This window comes from Enterococcus sp. DIV0970a (assembly GCF_051711265.1).
In the GTDB taxonomy this organism is placed as follows: Bacteria; Bacillota; Bacilli; order Lactobacillales; family Enterococcaceae; genus Enterococcus_D; species Enterococcus_D casseliflavus.
The window spans coordinates 3284780-3301543 of record NZ_JBIOMF010000001.1; the positions used below are offsets into that span (position 1 = coordinate 3284780).

15 protein-coding genes and 1 pseudogene are annotated in these 16764 nt (G+C 40.8%); 4 read left to right on the forward strand and 12 right to left on the reverse strand.

What is annotated here, in order from left to right; all coding sequences use genetic code 11:
- The 8 genes from IGK14_RS15935 to IGK14_RS15970 form a co-directional block, all read right to left on the reverse strand.
- Entirely contained in the window at positions 1 to 885 is an 885-nt protein-coding gene (locus IGK14_RS15935; protein ID WP_010748894.1) for a carbohydrate ABC transporter permease, read from the reverse strand.
- 15 nt (positions 886 to 900) lie between these two features.
- Positions 901 to 1893: an ABC transporter permease gene (locus IGK14_RS15940; RefSeq protein WP_010748893.1), complete on the reverse strand. Its 993-nt coding sequence runs from the start codon at positions 1891 to 1893 to the stop codon at positions 901 to 903.
- 612 nt (positions 1894 to 2505) lie between these two features.
- The gene (locus IGK14_RS15945; RefSeq protein WP_194186130.1) at positions 2506 to 4140 is read right to left on the reverse strand and encodes a glycoside hydrolase family 43 protein; all 1635 of its coding nucleotides are present in this window, start codon (positions 4138 to 4140) and stop codon (positions 2506 to 2508) included.
- Positions 4141 to 4167: 27 nt separating this feature from the next.
- Complete coding sequence (locus IGK14_RS15950) at positions 4168 to 4884, reverse strand: hypothetical protein (RefSeq protein ID WP_010748891.1); 717 nt, start codon at positions 4882 to 4884, stop codon at positions 4168 to 4170.
- A 9-nt stretch (positions 4885 to 4893) separates the two neighbouring features.
- The gene (locus IGK14_RS15955; protein WP_010748890.1) at positions 4894 to 5769 is read right to left on the reverse strand and encodes a carbohydrate ABC transporter permease; all 876 of its coding nucleotides are present in this window, start codon (positions 5767 to 5769) and stop codon (positions 4894 to 4896) included.
- Positions 5770 to 6654 carry a carbohydrate ABC transporter permease gene (locus IGK14_RS15960; RefSeq protein WP_010748889.1) on the reverse strand — a complete coding sequence of 295 codons (885 nt, stop codon included), beginning with the start codon at positions 6652 to 6654 and terminating at the stop codon, positions 5770 to 5772. It lies immediately after the preceding gene.
- A gap of 91 nt (positions 6655 to 6745) precedes the next feature.
- Positions 6746 to 8071 (reverse strand): ABC transporter substrate-binding protein, encoded by a 1326-nt coding sequence (locus IGK14_RS15965; protein WP_010748888.1) that lies wholly within the window; start codon positions 8069 to 8071, stop codon positions 6746 to 6748.
- 139 nt (positions 8072 to 8210) lie between these two features.
- On the reverse strand, positions 8211 to 10169 hold the full coding sequence (locus tag IGK14_RS15970) for an alpha-glucuronidase (protein WP_118214771.1): 1959 nt from the start codon (positions 10167 to 10169) through the stop codon (positions 8211 to 8213).
- Between the two features lie 610 nt (positions 10170 to 10779).
- On the opposite strand from IGK14_RS15970, the pseudogene IGK14_RS15975 reads away from it, so the two are divergent.
- Positions 10780 to 10908, forward strand: a pseudogene (locus IGK14_RS15975) (helix-turn-helix transcriptional regulator); the annotation flags it as partial.
- Here the strand turns inward: IGK14_RS15975 and IGK14_RS15980 are convergent.
- The 3 genes from IGK14_RS15980 to rplM form a co-directional block, all read right to left on the reverse strand.
- Positions 10891 to 11124 carry a helix-turn-helix domain-containing protein gene (locus IGK14_RS15980; RefSeq protein ID WP_010748885.1) on the reverse strand — a complete coding sequence of 78 codons (234 nt, stop codon included), beginning with the start codon at positions 11122 to 11124 and terminating at the stop codon, positions 10891 to 10893. The pseudogene IGK14_RS15975 and the gene IGK14_RS15980 sit on opposite strands and share 18 nt — an antisense overlap.
- A gap of 363 nt (positions 11125 to 11487) precedes the next feature.
- A complete protein-coding gene (gene rpsI, locus IGK14_RS15985) occupies positions 11488 to 11880 on the reverse strand; it encodes a 30S ribosomal protein S9 (RefSeq protein WP_003128901.1) in 393 nt (130 codons plus the stop codon).
- A gap of 15 nt (positions 11881 to 11895) precedes the next feature.
- Positions 11896 to 12342: a 50S ribosomal protein L13 gene (gene rplM, locus IGK14_RS15990; protein WP_301280258.1), complete on the reverse strand. Its 447-nt coding sequence runs from the start codon at positions 12340 to 12342 to the stop codon at positions 11896 to 11898.
- Between the two features lie 406 nt (positions 12343 to 12748).
- On the opposite strand from rplM, the gene IGK14_RS15995 reads away from it, so the two are divergent.
- Together IGK14_RS15995 and argH are read left to right on the forward strand one after the other, a co-directional pair.
- Entirely contained in the window at positions 12749 to 13963 is a 1215-nt protein-coding gene (locus tag IGK14_RS15995) for an argininosuccinate synthase (protein ID WP_005233014.1), read from the forward strand.
- Between the two features lie 54 nt (positions 13964 to 14017).
- The gene (argH, locus tag IGK14_RS16000; protein WP_010748884.1) at positions 14018 to 15397 is read left to right on the forward strand and encodes an argininosuccinate lyase; all 1380 of its coding nucleotides are present in this window, start codon (positions 14018 to 14020) and stop codon (positions 15395 to 15397) included.
- Between the two features lie 41 nt (positions 15398 to 15438).
- Here the strand turns inward: argH and IGK14_RS16005 are convergent, their stop codons facing one another.
- Positions 15439 to 15927: a Dps family protein gene (locus IGK14_RS16005; protein ID WP_005230382.1), complete on the reverse strand. Its 489-nt coding sequence runs from the start codon at positions 15925 to 15927 to the stop codon at positions 15439 to 15441.
- Positions 15928 to 16052: 125 nt separating this feature from the next.
- On the opposite strand from IGK14_RS16005, the gene IGK14_RS16010 reads away from it, so the two are divergent.
- Positions 16053 to 16724 carry a prepilin peptidase gene (locus IGK14_RS16010; RefSeq protein WP_010748883.1) on the forward strand — a complete coding sequence of 224 codons (672 nt, stop codon included), beginning with the start codon at positions 16053 to 16055 and terminating at the stop codon, positions 16722 to 16724.
- Positions 16725 to 16764 lie beyond the last annotated feature (40 nt).

The window sequence follows — 16764 nt, forward strand, 5'->3', positions numbered from 1 at the left end:
TTATCCTTTAACAGAACCAACTAAAACACCTTTATCAAAATATTTTTGGAAGAAAGGATACATTATGATTAATGGCAGACTAGAAATGACGATCGTTGCGTATTTGATCAACTCAGCAATTTGTTTCATTTCTGCCATGGCTGTATTGGCTCCCACCATGTCTTGTGAGGGTTGGTTTTGGATCAAAATATTTCTTAATACGAGTTGCAACGGCTGTAAGTCGGGATCTTTGATATAGATCATGGCATCAAAATATGAGTTCCATTGCCCAACAAAGGCATATAAAAACAATACGAACATAATTGGTTTAGCTAATGGAAGCATGACTTTGAACAGTATTTGCAAGTCATTGGCGCCATCGATAGTAGCAGCTTCAGAAAGTTCTTTTGGCAAAGCACTAAAATAGGTACGCGCTAAGATAATATTCCACACATTTATAGCACCTGGTATGATAATCGCCCATACACTATCTAACATGCCCAAGTTCTTTACCAATAAATAGGTAGGTATCAAGCCGCCACCAACGAACATTGTAATGACAAAAAAAGTCATAATAATCTTTTTCCCAGCCAAGTTAGGTCGAGATAAAGGATACGCAGTGATCATCGTAATAAATACAGTCAATAAGCTGAAGCTAAAAGAGTAAAACAACGAATTTACGAAACCGCGTAAAATGGAATCATCTGCAAATACCCGTTGATATCCTTGTATTGTCCAATCTTTCGGATTGAAGCTTATACCTTTATTGATCAAAGTAGCTGGGTCCATAAAAGAAGCTACCAGTACATAAATCAGCGGAACAATGGTAATGACGACTAAAAAAGTTACAATCACTCGATTCAACCATAAGATTTGACGGTCGATTTTTGATAAAGCACTATTCATAATTTTCTCCTTTCATTACAAGCCTTGACCATCGTTTAGCCGCTTGGTTATATTGTTGACAATCAGTAATAAAACGACATTAATAATCATATTGAACAGACCAACAGCAGCAGAGTAGGCATAATCACCTGATTGCAAGCCGACTTTGTATACATAAGTGGAAATGATTTCTGAGGCAGGGATGTTCATTGAAGTTTGCATCAAGTAGGCTTTTTCATATCCTACATTCATAATACCGCCGGCGGCCAAGATGAAGCTGATCACCATCACAGGCCTCAATGCAGGCAAATCGATATGCCAAATCTTTTGTAAAATATTTGCCCCATCGATATTTGCTGCCTCATATAAATCGGTACTGACTCCCGCCAGTGTTGCGGTGTAAAGAATGGATGACCAGCCGATTCCTTGCCAAATTCCAGATAAAATATAAATCGTTCTGAAATAAGCTGGATTAGACATGAACATAATTGGTTGCCCCGTAACCTTTTCTACTAACCCATTAATAGGTCCATTTGCGGATAGGAACAAAAACAGCATCCCCACGATAATAACTACTGAGATAAAATTCGGCGCATATAGAATCAACTGGATTTTCTGTTTTATTTTTTTATTGATAATTTGATTCAAGCTCAGTGCTAAAATAATTGGTGGAAAAAAACCTAACAATAAACCATAAATGCTAATTTTTAATGTGTTGCTCAGCAAAAGTGTAAAATTTGGTGAACTGATAAATTCCCTAAAGTGATCTAGTCCTACCCAAGAACTTTCCAAAATTCCTAGCATAGGATTATAGTCTTTAAATGCAATCACAGCACCGTACATTGGCACATACTTAAAGATAAACGTCATGATGATACCGGGTAAGAGCAAAAAGTACATCCACTTATCACGCCGCAACTGTTTCTTTAATTTTTTCCACTTCGAGATATTTTTGTTATCCCGTTGTACCGCCCTTATCTCACCACCTGGTCCCAATGTCTTTTCCAATTCAATCTCCTCCCAATACATTTTAGAAACGTTTCCATTTTGTTTAAAAAAATAAAAATTTAACGAAGTCACTTTTTTGGAAACGTTCCCACTATTTTCGTTTATAGATTACCATAGCCATTTTTTTAAGTCAATATTTTTTTGTAATTATTCTTTCACCCACACTAAGCTTCCTTCAATTCATTTATGGTTTTCGAAAATTGTTATAAAATAAGGATCTCGATTATTTCATTAATCCTATTTTTTCTCTACTTTTCTAGCATTCTTCTTTTATGAGTTTACTTATCACAACTCGCATCCTCTAATCTCTTTTCTACCAATCATTCACTATTTAATCGTTCCAATCGGAAGATTATCTGGTTAATTATTTAAAAATAGCTCGGATTCACATTTATTTTTTGCTTTTTAACTAACTAAAAGCGAAAAGATAAGAGTTAGATATGTAAATGTATATAAGGTTAGGAGCTGTTAGATGAGCTTTTTAGGGGAATATCGGAAAACTAAGGTCGCCAATCAAAATTAAAAAAAAGTGTAGCACCTAAGGGTATTCACTTTTTCATCTGCCAACTGAAAGAAATTAGCGAAAAAGAGTAAACTCACAAAAAATGAGTTTACTCTAGATCAATATAATAATTAACTGCGCCCTTCCTCATCCATCTCTCGATAATCAAATTCACAAAACACAGCTTTTGTGTCATAGCCTGCATAATCAACCGCTGCTAGTCCGACAAATGCTCCGGTGAAGAAGCCGCCGCAAGTTTGTAATACATAATCATCCGAGAGAATAGCAGAATCAAATTCGATTGGTAAATCTTGCCATGTTTCTCCATCAAAGGAGTAGGCATATCTATAGGTCTGCTTGCGGACTTTTGTTTTGAACCAGACAAAATCCACATCATCTGGAATGGCAATCGCATTTTCTCTTAAGTAGGACGTATAGGTTCCTTGATTGTTTTCAGCTACTTCAATTACTTTTCCATTTTCTTCATTCCAAGTGATAAAAATGAAGGACCAGTGTTGGTCATTATAATAATTGGTTAGTCCTGCCATTTGTTGGTAAGAAAATGGATCAAATTTTACTTTTGTTATTGTATCAAAATAAAAGGTTTGCCAACGGCGTGCGATCATTGAAAGATCATGGCGATTTGTTAAGCTTCCTTTTCCAATTATTTCTAGTTTCCCATCGCCTACATTGCCCATTTCTGCTGAAATTGGTACACGAAGGGTCTGCCAGTTTTTATTTAGCTGCTTCTCACTAAAGTCATCATAATGAGAGCGGCTACTCAAAACTTCGGTAGGTACTGCATCTTTAGGTGCCTCCACGCTTGTTTGTCCCCCATGTCCACCAACGATTCTTGGCCAGTCTTCAGAATCCCATTCAACTTTTTGAATGGCGGTCTCACGTCCTAAAGTTGACCATCCGCGAGGATTTGTCACCGACTCGTTTTCTCGATGTAAGGGTCTTGCACATAGCGATGCATAGTACCATTCGCCTGACGGAGTAGACACAAGTGCCCCATGTCCTTGCTTTTGCAAGTATGAATGAGGCGTATCGTAATTGGTTAGAAACGGACCATGAGGATCGGTTTCGAACGAATCAGCTTCCAGTGAAGAGGATCTAGCTACGACTTCTTGATGGGTAAAGACAGTTCCACCTTCTGCCACAAATAAATAGTAACGCCCATTTATTTTGTATAGATGCGGCCCTTCAACTAATCCTACATTCGTTCCTTCATAAATCATTCGAGCAGTTTCTGGTTTCAACTGCATGGTTTCTACATCAAATTCGGTCAGTGTAATGCCATTGAAAGGATTTTTATACTCTCGATGATCCCACGTCTGTTGCACGAGGTATTTTCTGCCATCCTCATCATGAAACAGAGAGGGATCAAAGCCAACGCCATTCAATCGAATCGGTGTAGTCCACGGTCCATGGATGTTCGTTGCGGTAGTCAAATAGTTGGTCATGTCCTTAAATGCCCCATCCACAACTTTGACGTCGGTAAACACCAACCAAAATTTGTTGTCTGCATATGATAAGTCTGGTGCCCATATTCCACCAGACGACGGATTTCCCTTCATGTCTAGCATCTCTACTGAATCGAGAGGAGCATCCAGCAGTTTCCAATGGACCAAGTCTTTTGATTCGTGCAAACGAATCCCAGGGAACCATTCGAACGTTGAATTAGCTAGATAGTACGTATCTCCTACTCGGATGATGGACGGATCAGGGTGAAAGCCGGATAAGACAGGATTTTTTATTTTCATAGAAACACCTCTTTTTTTAAAATTAAGCTACAGTTTTTGATTAGTATTCATTTCAAGCCGTTCGCTCTTGTTGCCCCACTCCTCAAAAAACAAATCAAGTGAAAATCGTCGAATCAAATTACGATACACGCCGTAATTGATTGCACCACTAAGAAAACAAAGATACGCCAAAGAAAAATACTGCATCAAAAAGATCGACAGTCCAATAAATGCACTATTATAAACAGTGACTGAAGGCAAACGGTAGCTTATCAGCAATGACCATTCTATTTTCTTCTTAAATGGGATTTGAGTGACGCGGGAATCGCTTGAGATCAGTAAGACAAAGAGCATACTGCTTAATAAAAAACAGCTCGTAAGGACAAATGGCAAAAACATAACAGATCGTTGATATAATATCAGTATTTTCAGTCCAAAGAGAATCAAGAGAATAATCAGAGAATACAAGAAATATAATCCCCAGTTTTTCTTCAAGCATTCTCGATAGTACTGAGAATAGTTCTTTCTATTCGATAAATGCTCTGGGTTGTTAAATAAGCCGAATTGAGCGGACAGACTTGCAATAAAAAATACTAGGGGTACCCAAAAGAAGACAATATTATTCAGAGTCAATCGAAGAAAAAACAAGTGCATCAGGAGTAAACTATTCGACAGGATGAAATACAGTTGATAAACCAAAAGCCGATAGGCTGAGTGGACAATGGCAACGGTCCACTCAGAAATAGCGTGAAAGAAAGGATTCATACTTACCTCCTATCCTTTGATACCCGAACTTGTGACACCTTCGACAAAATACTTTTGCGCGCTGAAGAATAAGATGATGGCTGGCAACAATGAGATCACCGACATTGCAAACACTTGATTCCATGGGGTATTAGTAGATGGATCAACGTTGAGCCGCAACGCAAGAGATACTGGGAATTTGTCTTGTGAAGTGATATAAATCAATGGACCTAAGAAATCACTGAAACTCCAAACGAATTGAAAAATCACACAAGAAATCAGTGCAGGTTTTAATGACGGAATCAGGACACGCCAGAGAACACCGAAAGAAGAACAACCGTCAACGATCGCTGCTTCATCGAGATCCCGTGGAATTGAACGCATAAACTGGATCATCATGAACACGAAGAAGGGTTCTTGTCCTAAAAATGAATTGGCCAGTAACGGAACATACGTATCTAATAGATCCAAGCGATTCCAGAAGAGATACAAGGGGATTCTGGTTACGACTTGAGGTAAAAACATCGTTGCCATTAACAACGAGAACATGATTTTCTTGAATGGAAAGTCAAACCGAGCAAATCCATAGGCTGTAAGAGTCGCCGAGACAACGGTAAAAAGAATCTTTGGAATGACGTATTTAAAGGTATTGATAAAATACAAGGTGAACGTATAATCGCCCTTGGTGTTCCAACCATCAATATATGCTTGGAAATCAATCGTTGAAGGAATGAAGCCGATTGATGTGAAAATCTCTGTGTTCGTTTTGAAGGACGCTCCAACCATCCAAATAATTGGATACAGCATAATCAGTGCAACGACCGTCAACAAAACATAGCGAATCAGTGCTTGACCATGCTTATTCGAGTGCTTCTTTTTTGCAGATGCTACAGGGGTTGCCTCCATTTATTTCCCACCTCCATCAGAATAATAGACCCATCGTTTTTGGCTCGTGAAAAGAAGAACCGTTGAACAAACAATCAACGCAAACAACACCCAACTTGCCGCACTTGCGTAGCCCATATCAAATTCTTTAAATGCTTTATCATAAATAAACATTGAGGACAGATACGTGGCATTGAGGGGACCACGACCGGTGACAATAAAAGGACCGTTAAATTCTTGAAAGGCATTGTTCAGTTGCATCACTAAGTTGAAAAAAATGGTTGGTGTGATCAAAGGAATCGTAATTTTGAAAAACTGGGTCACCCTTGATGCACCGTCCAAACTCGAGGACTCATACAAATCCTGGGGGATTTCCTTCAATGCAGCTAAGAAAATCAACATTGAGGAACCAAATTGCCACACTTTCAAGAGAATCAAGACGACCATTGCGCCTGTAGGTGTCGATAACCAGTTGATTGGCTCGATGCCAACGGTTCCTAGAAAAATATTCACCAAACCTTCTGGTTGAAACATTGATCGCCAAAGCACACCAACGGCCACATTTCCCCCTAGAATCGAGGGAATATAATACGCCGTCCGATAGAAATTGATGGCTTTTAATTTGAAATTCAGAATAAACGCAACGAACAATGCAAACCCTAGTTGAAAAGGCACAGTAAACACCGTATAAATCAGTGTCGCCCGCATCGAATCAAGAAACGTTTGATCCTTAAAGAGATTCACATAATTTTGAATGCCTAAAAATGTAGGTGTCTGTCCGACACGAGCCAAAGAATAATCGGTCAGTGAGTAATAAAATGAGGACAAGATCGGCCAAGCGGTCAACAGTAAAAAGCCAATCAGCCAAGGGGTTACATAGATCAAGCCCACTTTTTCCTTTTTCATAAAATCCCTCCAATCTTTTTGACAACGATTCACGATACTTCATGGAAGCAAACAAAAGCCATTCACTCCCATAAAGCATGCGGATAGTTGCCTATTGCAATTTATAGTCTTTCGCAAGCTTTTCGGCTTGTTCTTTTGTTTTCGTGTAGACGTTGCGAGCAGCTGTTTCTAAATCCGTTCGTCCTAATTCGACAGCTTCCATTTCTGCAGTGTAAATAGTCGTTAAGGTACCATCTTCATAGAACGGTGTTTGGTTGATTTTTGCGACACTTTGGGCGTACTCAAATCCTTCTTTCATCACACCTGATAATTGTCCATCTTCCATCAACGTTTCGATCGCTTTGCTTGAAGCAGGAATCCCTCTGGAAAGACCCAAAATTTTATTTGCTTCCTCGCCATTTAAAAATTCATTTAGAAATGTGCCTACTTCCTCTGGATGTTCAACATTTTTCCGAACGGCAAAAAGGAGTGAAGGTTTTGACATTAAATTCACCTCGGTGCCGCCTTCTGCGATTGGGTAGTCAACGACGACCATTTCATCCCCTACTTCTTTCAATGCTTCATAATTAGAAGACATACTGGCATTCCAATCGATACCGCCCGCATATTGTCCTTCAATCCACTTTTTGTTGGTGGCTAAGGATACCGGTTCTGAGCCGACATTTTCTAAATAATCTTGTCTTGAAACGAAGACCCCAGCATCTGCCATTTCCTTATACCAAGTCATCGCTTCTAAATAGTCTTGTTCTGTCCAATTCATATTTCCTTGTTCATCAAACTCAGACGTTCCAGTCTTTTGTTGCAACCAAATGGTTACTGGAAAACGCCAAGTTGGGGATACGACACAAAAGGTCCCTTCTGGTAACTTCTTAGCGGCTTCCACATAATCGTCCCACGTCTTCAACGTAGTGACATCAATACCATGTCTTTCATATTCGGATTTGTTTAAATACATAACTAAAGTATTTTCCCCATAAGGAACGGCAACCTGCTTTCCATCAACTTGTCCGAATGCCAAAAAATCAGGTTCATAGGTGGACAGATCCAAACTATCGATTGTATTAAGATCATAAAACCCGTCATTTTGTCCGAATTGCGGCACCCAATTGTAGAGTAAAGTCGTGATATCCGCCAAAGTATTGCCAGCATACCTCGTCGTGAAGGCTTGATCCAAATCGCCAAAGCCGCTCGGCTCTCCTTTGACTGCAATTTCAGGATGCTCCTTTTCAAAATGAGCGATCATCTCTTGGGTTGCCTGGTGGCGATCGTCATTTCCCCACCAACTAAAGCTGATTTCTACTCGATCACCACTCCCCGTTGTCTCAGTCTTTTTTCTCCCAGCATTGCATCCAGCCAACACCAAAGATATCGAAAGCAAAGAACCTACCACTATCAATTGTTTTTTCCATTTTTTCATCACTCTTCCTCCTGATTCTTTTTAGTAAGTTGGATAAACTAACTTATATTACAAAAAATTTTACCTCTGATTGAAATCTTTTTTCTTAGTGATCTAAACGTGCTATTACTTCTTTTAAATCTAGCACTTGATTCTCTTTCTACGCATAAATTTGACGTCCATGTGCATCTGGAATGCCGCTTTTACGATAAAAATACGTGTTGATTTGATCCCGCCAATCTCTAGCAGAACGAACTTGTTCTTGCAATCGTTCGGCGACGTTTTGATAACTTTCTTCATCGATTTGTCCCTGTAAGGAAGCCCACTCGGTAACATATTCCTCTACTTTTTCATAGCCTTCGAAATGCGTGTCATAAATGTGTTGAATGATCGTTTTGCCGCTTTGTAAGACATGGTCGTATGGCAGATGGTGGAAAAATAAGACAAGTTCATCTGGGCAAGTTTCTACATTTTCGTATGTTTCACACCAAGCATCCGCATACTGCCTTACATAGCCGGTGCCGTCTTTTAACGTTCGATTGACGCCAATGCCCTTTCTATCCGCAAAGTGATACGTCCCCCATCTATCATATTCGTAGCCATCGACATCAGGCCCATAGTGATGATTGGGACGAACCATAAAACCGATACCTAGCGGGGCAGTATAATTTTCATAGGTCTGATAGGACGTAGCGAGGATTGCAAGTAGTCTTTTTTTTGCAGAATCATCTAACTCAAAGGACAAATCGATCCATTCGCAAAGGATAGCTTCTGTGCTTAATTCATTGTTCCAAATCAATCTGCCATAGCTAAAAAGGTTCGCTTGCGCTAGCTTGTGTCCGGTCCAATTATCATCCATGCCGACATTGACGACTGCTGCCACGCCAGAGTATTTAGGATTTGGACTTTGCTCTGGTAGAATCTTCTTTACTGTGGCGTGTTCAAGTGGATGCTTCGTATCAAAATCTAGCACATCTTTCCACATCGGTAGTAAGCAGCAAATGTGCTTTTGTTGTCCGGTATACTCTTGCGTTACTTGGAATTCCAACATTTGATTGGTGTATTTTAACGCGCCAAAAAGCGGCATCACGGGTTCTCGTACTTGAAAATCAATCGGTCCATTTTTGATCTGTAAAATAACATTTTCCTCAAACGTACCGTCTAATTTCATAAAGTGGTCGTAGGCAGCTTTGGCACGATCAATTGAACGATCTCGCCAATCCTGTAAACAGTCATAAACAAAGCAGCGCCATATCAGTAGCCCTCCGTAGGGTTGCAACGCTCGTGCCAGCATATTGGCACCATCATTATGGTCACGCCCGTAAACAAACGATCCCGGTTCCCCTTCAGAATCAGCTTTGACTACAAACCCACCAAAATCCGGCATCACCTGATAGATTGTATCTGCTGTTTTTTGCCAAAATGCAATAACTTCCTCAGCTAACGGGTCGGCGGTCGTTAGTCCTCCAACGGATATAGGTGCCGCAAAGTTGATACTTAAAAACGTCCGAATCCCATAGGCAGCGAATGTATCTGCGATCTTTTTAATCTCAATCAAATACGGTTCCGTAATAAACCATTTGGCATCTCCGCGAACATTCACGTTATTGATAGAAACCGCATTCATTCCGATGGAAGCTAAGAAACGCGCATAGTCGCGTACCGTTTCATGGTCTTGCCGAAACTGATTGTTTGAATAGAAAATCGATTCTCCAGCGTAGCCACGTTCGATCGTCCCATCAAAATTATCCCAATGATTGACCATACGAATGGCTTGATTGGGAATCGACCTTAGATTTTCTGGCAACTCAGTGGTTCGAATCACATGCTTATAAAGTTCAAAGAAGCCATATAACCAGCCTTTACTAGTGTTCGCATAAACGACTGTCTGATTGTGCTCATGACTGATCTCAAATCCTTCATCCTCAAGCAGCGCATCCGTTGCCTTTTTGAAATATAACTCTGCATTTGTCTCTTCCACACAGCGGCACATTGGAAATAATAACTGCATCTCTCGTTTGATCGTATCCGTCAATTGGTCCGACTGCTCGAAACTATATGTCGAAACTACATCAGTTGCTACACGCTTTTTTAGCCAACACTCGTCTTTCTTTCTCATTGCTTCATCCCCTCTTTTATCCAAAAAATCCCTTCCGGCAGTTTCCAAGCAACTTCACTTTCTATGTGAATCCCTCCTCAGAACTTTTTGATTATTTGATAGACGAATAGAAACCGAGGCTTGCCGACACTCTGTTTTAGAATTGGAATGCGTCAATCTCCTGTTATTTTAACTTCCCCATTTGAAACACAAAAAAAGGATTGGACGACTGTCCAATCCTTTTGACATAGTGAAATAAGCATAAGGCATCCTGCATAAAATCCCAGAAAATCTGCTTTTCCTACTAGAAAAAGAACAGAATATTAGGTACAATAAACAGGTCGATACCTTAGGGTATTGACTATGGCAACTTGATTAGTCAGTTCGCGTGACTTTTCAAGGCCTCGTATTGGAGCGCCAACTCTGATACGGGGTGCCTTTTTTTATTCGGTTTCTATTCCCCTCTATTGTATAGAAACCCGTTTTGGAAAGCAAGACCAAATCTGAGGGAAATGATTTAATAACAGAAATGATTTATGTTTTTTTGATGGATAAAGTAATCGATGTGTACAATTTGTTATTATGCTGTAATCTCTTTGACCGTATTAATATTATCGTATGAGGTGATTTTGTGTATCATAGAATTCGCGACTTACGCGAAGACAAAGACTTGAATCAAGAACAACTTGCTAAACTACTGAATATCAGCCAAACCACTTACTCCCGCTATGAGTCAGGGAAATTAGACATTCCTACTCAACTTTAATATCCTCGAGATATCATCAATGTCCAACGCATCTGCAATCCTTTCAATGTGTTCTAAATAAATTTTTTGTCTTTTTCCATTTGCCAAATTGCTTAAATTTGATGGCTCAATTCCCGACAACCTTGCGAGTTCTCTTAAAGACATCTGACGTTCTGCTAATAAATCGTTGATTAGCACTTTCACTTTTCTATCACCTTCATTTTCGTTCATTTATATTTCCTCCTCGTGTTGTCTATATAAACATGGTATAGTACAATAATTTTAGATTGTTGTTCGTATAGACATGAAGTTTATAAATATAGAAGAAGGTACCCTTATAACATCGAAAAATGAAAATAAAGAATTCCTGACAAAGAAGAATCAACCGATTAAAACCATTACTCAACAAGATATTAATGCGCTATAAATAACACCTGAGCAATTTCGATCATGGTCATCGATGCTAGAGGTATTAATCAAATTATTTGGTTGTAAAAAGGACCGATTAATAATGAAAAATTACTCAAACTTACCATTTGATACGAAAAAAGACACTCTCCAAAAAGAGAGTGTCTCGAATCTTCGATAAAAAGATTAACGTTTTGAAAATTGAGAAGCTTTACGAGCTTTCTTAAGACCTGGTTTTTTACGTTCAACCATACGTGCGTCACGAGTAAGTAAGCCAGCACGTTTAAGAGCTAAACGGAAATCAGGATCAACTTGTAACAATGCGCGTGCGATACCGTGACGGATTGCACCTGATTGTCCAGCGTATCCACCACCATTTACGTTTACAAAAACATCGTATGAACCTTTAGTTTCTGTAACGCCGAATGGTTGGTTGATTACTTCACGCAAGTCTGCGTGTGGGATGTATTCTTCAACATCTTTTTTGTTAACAGTAATTTTACCAGTACCTGGTACTAAACGTACGCGGGCTACTGCATTTTTACGACGGCCAGTGCCGATATATTGAGCTTGTGCCAATGAAATTCCCTCCTATTAGATTAAGTTTGTGATGTCCAATACTTCTGGTTGTTGTGCAGCATGTGGGTGTTCAGCGCCAGCATAAACATGAAGTTTCATTCCTTGTTTACGGCCTAAAGTGTTTTTAGGAAGCATGCCTTTTACAGAAGTTTCGATCAAACGACGAGAATTTTTAGCACGTAATTCTCCAGCAGAGACTGATTTCAATCCTCCTGGGAAGTTTGAGTGACGGTAATAAATTTTATCGCTTGCTTTGTTACCTGTTAATTTGATTTTTTCTGCATTAATGACGATTACGAAATCGCCTGTATCCACATGAGGTGTGAATGTTGGTTTATTTTTACCACGTAAGACAGATGCTACTACTGCTGAAAGACGACCCATAGGAACATCTGTTGCATCTACTACGTACCATTTACGTTCTACTTCGCCTGGTTTGGCCATATATGTTGTACGCACAATTTTTTCCTCCAATTCAATTTCACGAATGTTTGACATACACTTGAGTTTCCGGGGCTCTTGTGGGGCAAACAATACCATATAACATAATACCTTCTATAAAGCCTAATGTCAACGTAATTCCGCCTCTTTTTGAAAATTTTCTCCATTCGTTTTCTGCCATTTTCTCTGAAAAACGAAACTTGTTGTTGCAGGTTTCTAAAACTGAATACCATAATGAATATTATGTATAAACTTTCATTAACAAAGTGAGCATCCACTTCTTTTCCTTAACCATCGATAATAGTATAAAAACCTGATAATCACCACTTTTATGTATAAATATTTAATTTTACCCTTGATTTATTATTTTTATTCTGATAAGATAGCTTCAATCACTTGAAAACACGCGGAAAAGGAGTTAATAAGTATGAAAGAAAAAGTAATATTGGCCTATTCTGGAGGATTAGATACCTCCGTTTCAATTAAATGGTTAACGGACCAAGGATATGATGTGGTGGCTTGCTGCCTAGACATCGGTGAAGGTCGCGACACCCAATCCATTAAAGACAAAGCTTTGGCAGTTGGCGCGATTGAATCTTATGCCATCGATGCCCGCGAAGAATTCGCCCAAGATTTTGCTTTGATCGCTTTACAAGGCAATACTTTTTATGAAAATTCTTATCCTCTTGTTTCCGCTTTGTCTCGTCCATTGATTGCCAAGAAATTGGTGGAGTTGGCATTAGCGACTGGCGCAACGACCGTCGCCCACGGCTGTACTGGTAAAGGCAACGACCAAGTTCGGTTTGAAGTGGCGATCGCTGCTTTAGCGCCTCACTTGAAAGTCATCGCACCGGTTCGGGAATGGAAATGGTCCCGAGAAGAAGAAATTGCCTATGCAGCGGAAAAAGGAGTGCCGATTCCCGCTGACTTGGACAATCCATATTCCATCGACCAAAACTTGTGGGGACGTGCCTGTGAGTGCGGCGTCTTAGAAGATCCTTGGGCAACACCGCCAAAAGGAGCCTACGCCATCACGCAAGAATTAGAAGATACTCCTGACGTACCAACGATCGTTGAGATCACTTTTGATCAAGGGGTACCGACCGCCATTGATGGCGAAACGATGAATCTAGCAGAATTGATCATGAAACTAAACCGAATGGCTGGCGAGCATGGCGTTGGTCGGATCGACCATATCGAAAATCGTCTGGTGGGAATCAAATCACGGGAAGTTTATGAATGTCCAGGAGCGATCGCTTTGATGACGGCTCATAAAGAATTGGAAGATTTGGTCTTTGTACGGGAATTGGCGCATTTCAAACCAATCATCGAGCAGCAATTAGCCCAAGTCATCTATGATGGTCTTTGGTTCAATCCATTGACGGAAGCCTTGATTACCTTCCTGAAAAGCACGCAAGTCTACGTCAACGGGATCGTGCGTTTGAAATTGTTCAAAGGCAATGTCATTTGTGAAGGACGGAAATCTGAAAACAGCTTGTACGATGAAAACTTAGCAACGTATACTTCTGCAGATACCTTTGATCAGCATGCGGCCATCGGCTTCATCAAATTATGGGGACTGCCAAGCAAAGTGCACGCTGAGATCCAAGCACAACAGCAACTAACAGAAACATTGATTTAAGTATGCACGGCTGAAGCTGCCGCTTCAGCCGTAATCTTTTTTTGAGGTGAGAATATGGCAAAATTATGGGGCGGACGTTTCGATGGGAAAAATGAAGCATGGATCGATGCTTTTGGGGCTTCCATCACGTTTGATCAAAAGTTAGCAAAGCAAGACATTCTTGGCAGTTTGGCCCATGTCAAAATGCTGGTCCATACGGGCATCATCAGTCAAACCGATGGCGAAGCGATCATTGGCGGCTTGACCACGATTCAACAGCAATTAGCCGCTGGCGAATTGACCTTCACGATTGAAAATGAAGACATCCATTTAAACATCGAGACATTCTTGCATGAATTGATTGGACCAGTGGCAGGCAAATTGCATACTGCCCGTAGTCGTAATGACCAAGTGGCGACCGATATGCATTTGTATTTGAAAGAAGTCGTGCAAGAGGTGATCACTTTGATCGCTGAGTTGCGAGAAGCGCTGGTTTTACAAGCCGAAGCCAACATCTACACCATCATGCCCGGTTATACCCATCTGCAGCATGCACAGCCGATTTCTTTTGCCCATCACCTCTTAGCCTATTACAGTATGCTGACGCGTGACCAAGAGCGTTTCAGTGAGAGTTTGAGCCGCATCGATGTGATGCCTTTAGGCAGTGCTGCTTTGGCAGGAACTACCTTCCCTATCGATCGCGCCTTCACTGCTCAAGAGTTAGGGTTCAGCAATATTTACAGCAACAGCCTAGATGCGGTCAGCGATCGTGATTTTATCTTGGAATTTTTAAGCAACGCCTCTTTATTGATGATGCATCTGTCTCGTTTTTGTGAAGAGCTGATTCTTTGGTGCAGCCACGAGTACCAATTCGTGGAACTGACCGATACCTTCTCCACTGGCAGTTCCATCATGCCTCAAAAGAAAAACCCTGACATGGCGGAGCTGATCCGTGGAAAAACAGGACGTGTCTATGGGAACCTCTTTGGTCTTTTGACGGTCATGAAGGGCTTGCCGCTGGCGTACAACAAAGATTTCCAAGAAGACAAAGAAGGTATGTTTGACAGTGCCGAAACCATCACGAAAAGCTTGCAGATCATGACGGGCATGATCGCAACGATGAAGGTCAATCAAGCACGGATGCAAGAATCCACTGAAAAGGATTTTTCCAACGCAACAGAATTAGCGGATTACTTAGCTGGCAAAGGCGTGCCTTTCAGACAAGCACATGAGATTGTCGGCAAACTCGTCAGCGAGTGCTTGACCAAAGGCATCTATCTGCAAGATGTTTCCTTGGAAGACTACCAAGCGATCCATCCTGCCATCGACAGCGATATTTTTGAAAAACTTGACTCCTACACCGCCGTCAAAAATCGTCATTCCTATGGCGGCACCGGTTTTGATCAAGTGGCACAGCAAATTGAGGCCGCCAAAACGTTATTAACAAGCAAGTAAAAAAACCAGCGAAGAAAATTCTTCGCTGGTTTTTTTGTTGATTAATGACGTACGCGAGATTTCGCTGGATCGATCAATGGCGCTTCGCCTAAGTGCGCTTGGATCATCCAAATACGTTTTTCGATGGCTGTTTTGAAGCCGATGAAGATATCTTGGGTTGGATCGTCGCCTTCTTCACCAGACACTTCGATCCCTTTTTGGTATAAGTCCGCTAAGTAACGGTAGCCTTCCACCAATGTAGCTAAGCGTTCTGGAATCGTGCGGTCCCAGTTGCCGACTTCATCAGGGATTTGAGTGTGTTCTGCCATTTCACGCAAAGTTGAATATGGTGAACCGTCTAATGTAATCAAGCGTTCAGAAACTTCATCCAATTGCTCATTTAGATCATCCATGAATTCGTCCATCATTGGATGCAATGTCAAAAAGCCAGGTCCACGCATGTACCAGTGTGTTTGGTGAACGACCATAGCCATTTGGCTTAAATCAGCAACAAGTTGGTTTAATACTTCTTTTGTTTGTTCAAATTTCATAACGATTCCTCCTCTAAATTATCTATTTTAAGGATAATACGAAACAAATAAAAAGTACAACAAAATCATCTATTTGAGAAAATTTCTCACTCTCTTACGTATTTCTTTATGAGGGGGTACGAAAAATGACGATTTTCGTGTTTTTTTTAGGCGCTTTACTCGGCTTCTTTTGGCTTTTGCTCTTACAAACCCTGTTTTGGAATCTACCAAAAAGTGATTCTCGTTCTCACTACCAGAAAGTGAACAAAGTTTCGGATAACCATTGGTTTCTTCTCCTTCCTACAAGATGGCTTTCATCCCCGCTTTATTGGGTCTTCGCTTGCATATGCTATGGCGGACTTTTCGGGGTTGCCTTTCATGCTTCAGAAAGCTTCCTGGCTTTTGTCTGGCTGACCAGTGCCTTTTTACTCAGCTTGACCGACTTGATAGACTATAGCGTCTACCCGCAACTGCTGTACCCCGCCCACCTACTGCTAGCGCTGGCACAGCTTAGAAGCGGCGCTTCTTTTCAATGGCTGTCTTTAGGCTTGCTGGTTCCACTGGTCTTTTTTGTCTGGCAGGAAAAAATGGGCGGCGGCGATCTCTTAGTGCTGGCAGGCTGGGGCACTTGGCTAGCGCCAAAGACACTTTTGGCCCTCTTACTAGTAGCCAGCAGTCTCGGTCTCCTCGCTTTTTTTAGCTATCAAGGCATCTGGAAGAAACGATTGGCGCAGTTGCCCTTCGTCCCCTTCTTGAGTCTGGGTTTGCTGACTGTTCGCTTCCTAGCGTTTCATACTTTTGACGGTTTTTTTCTTTGAAGTGAAGAAAAACGGGACAGGAAAAAGCGGGACAAGTTGG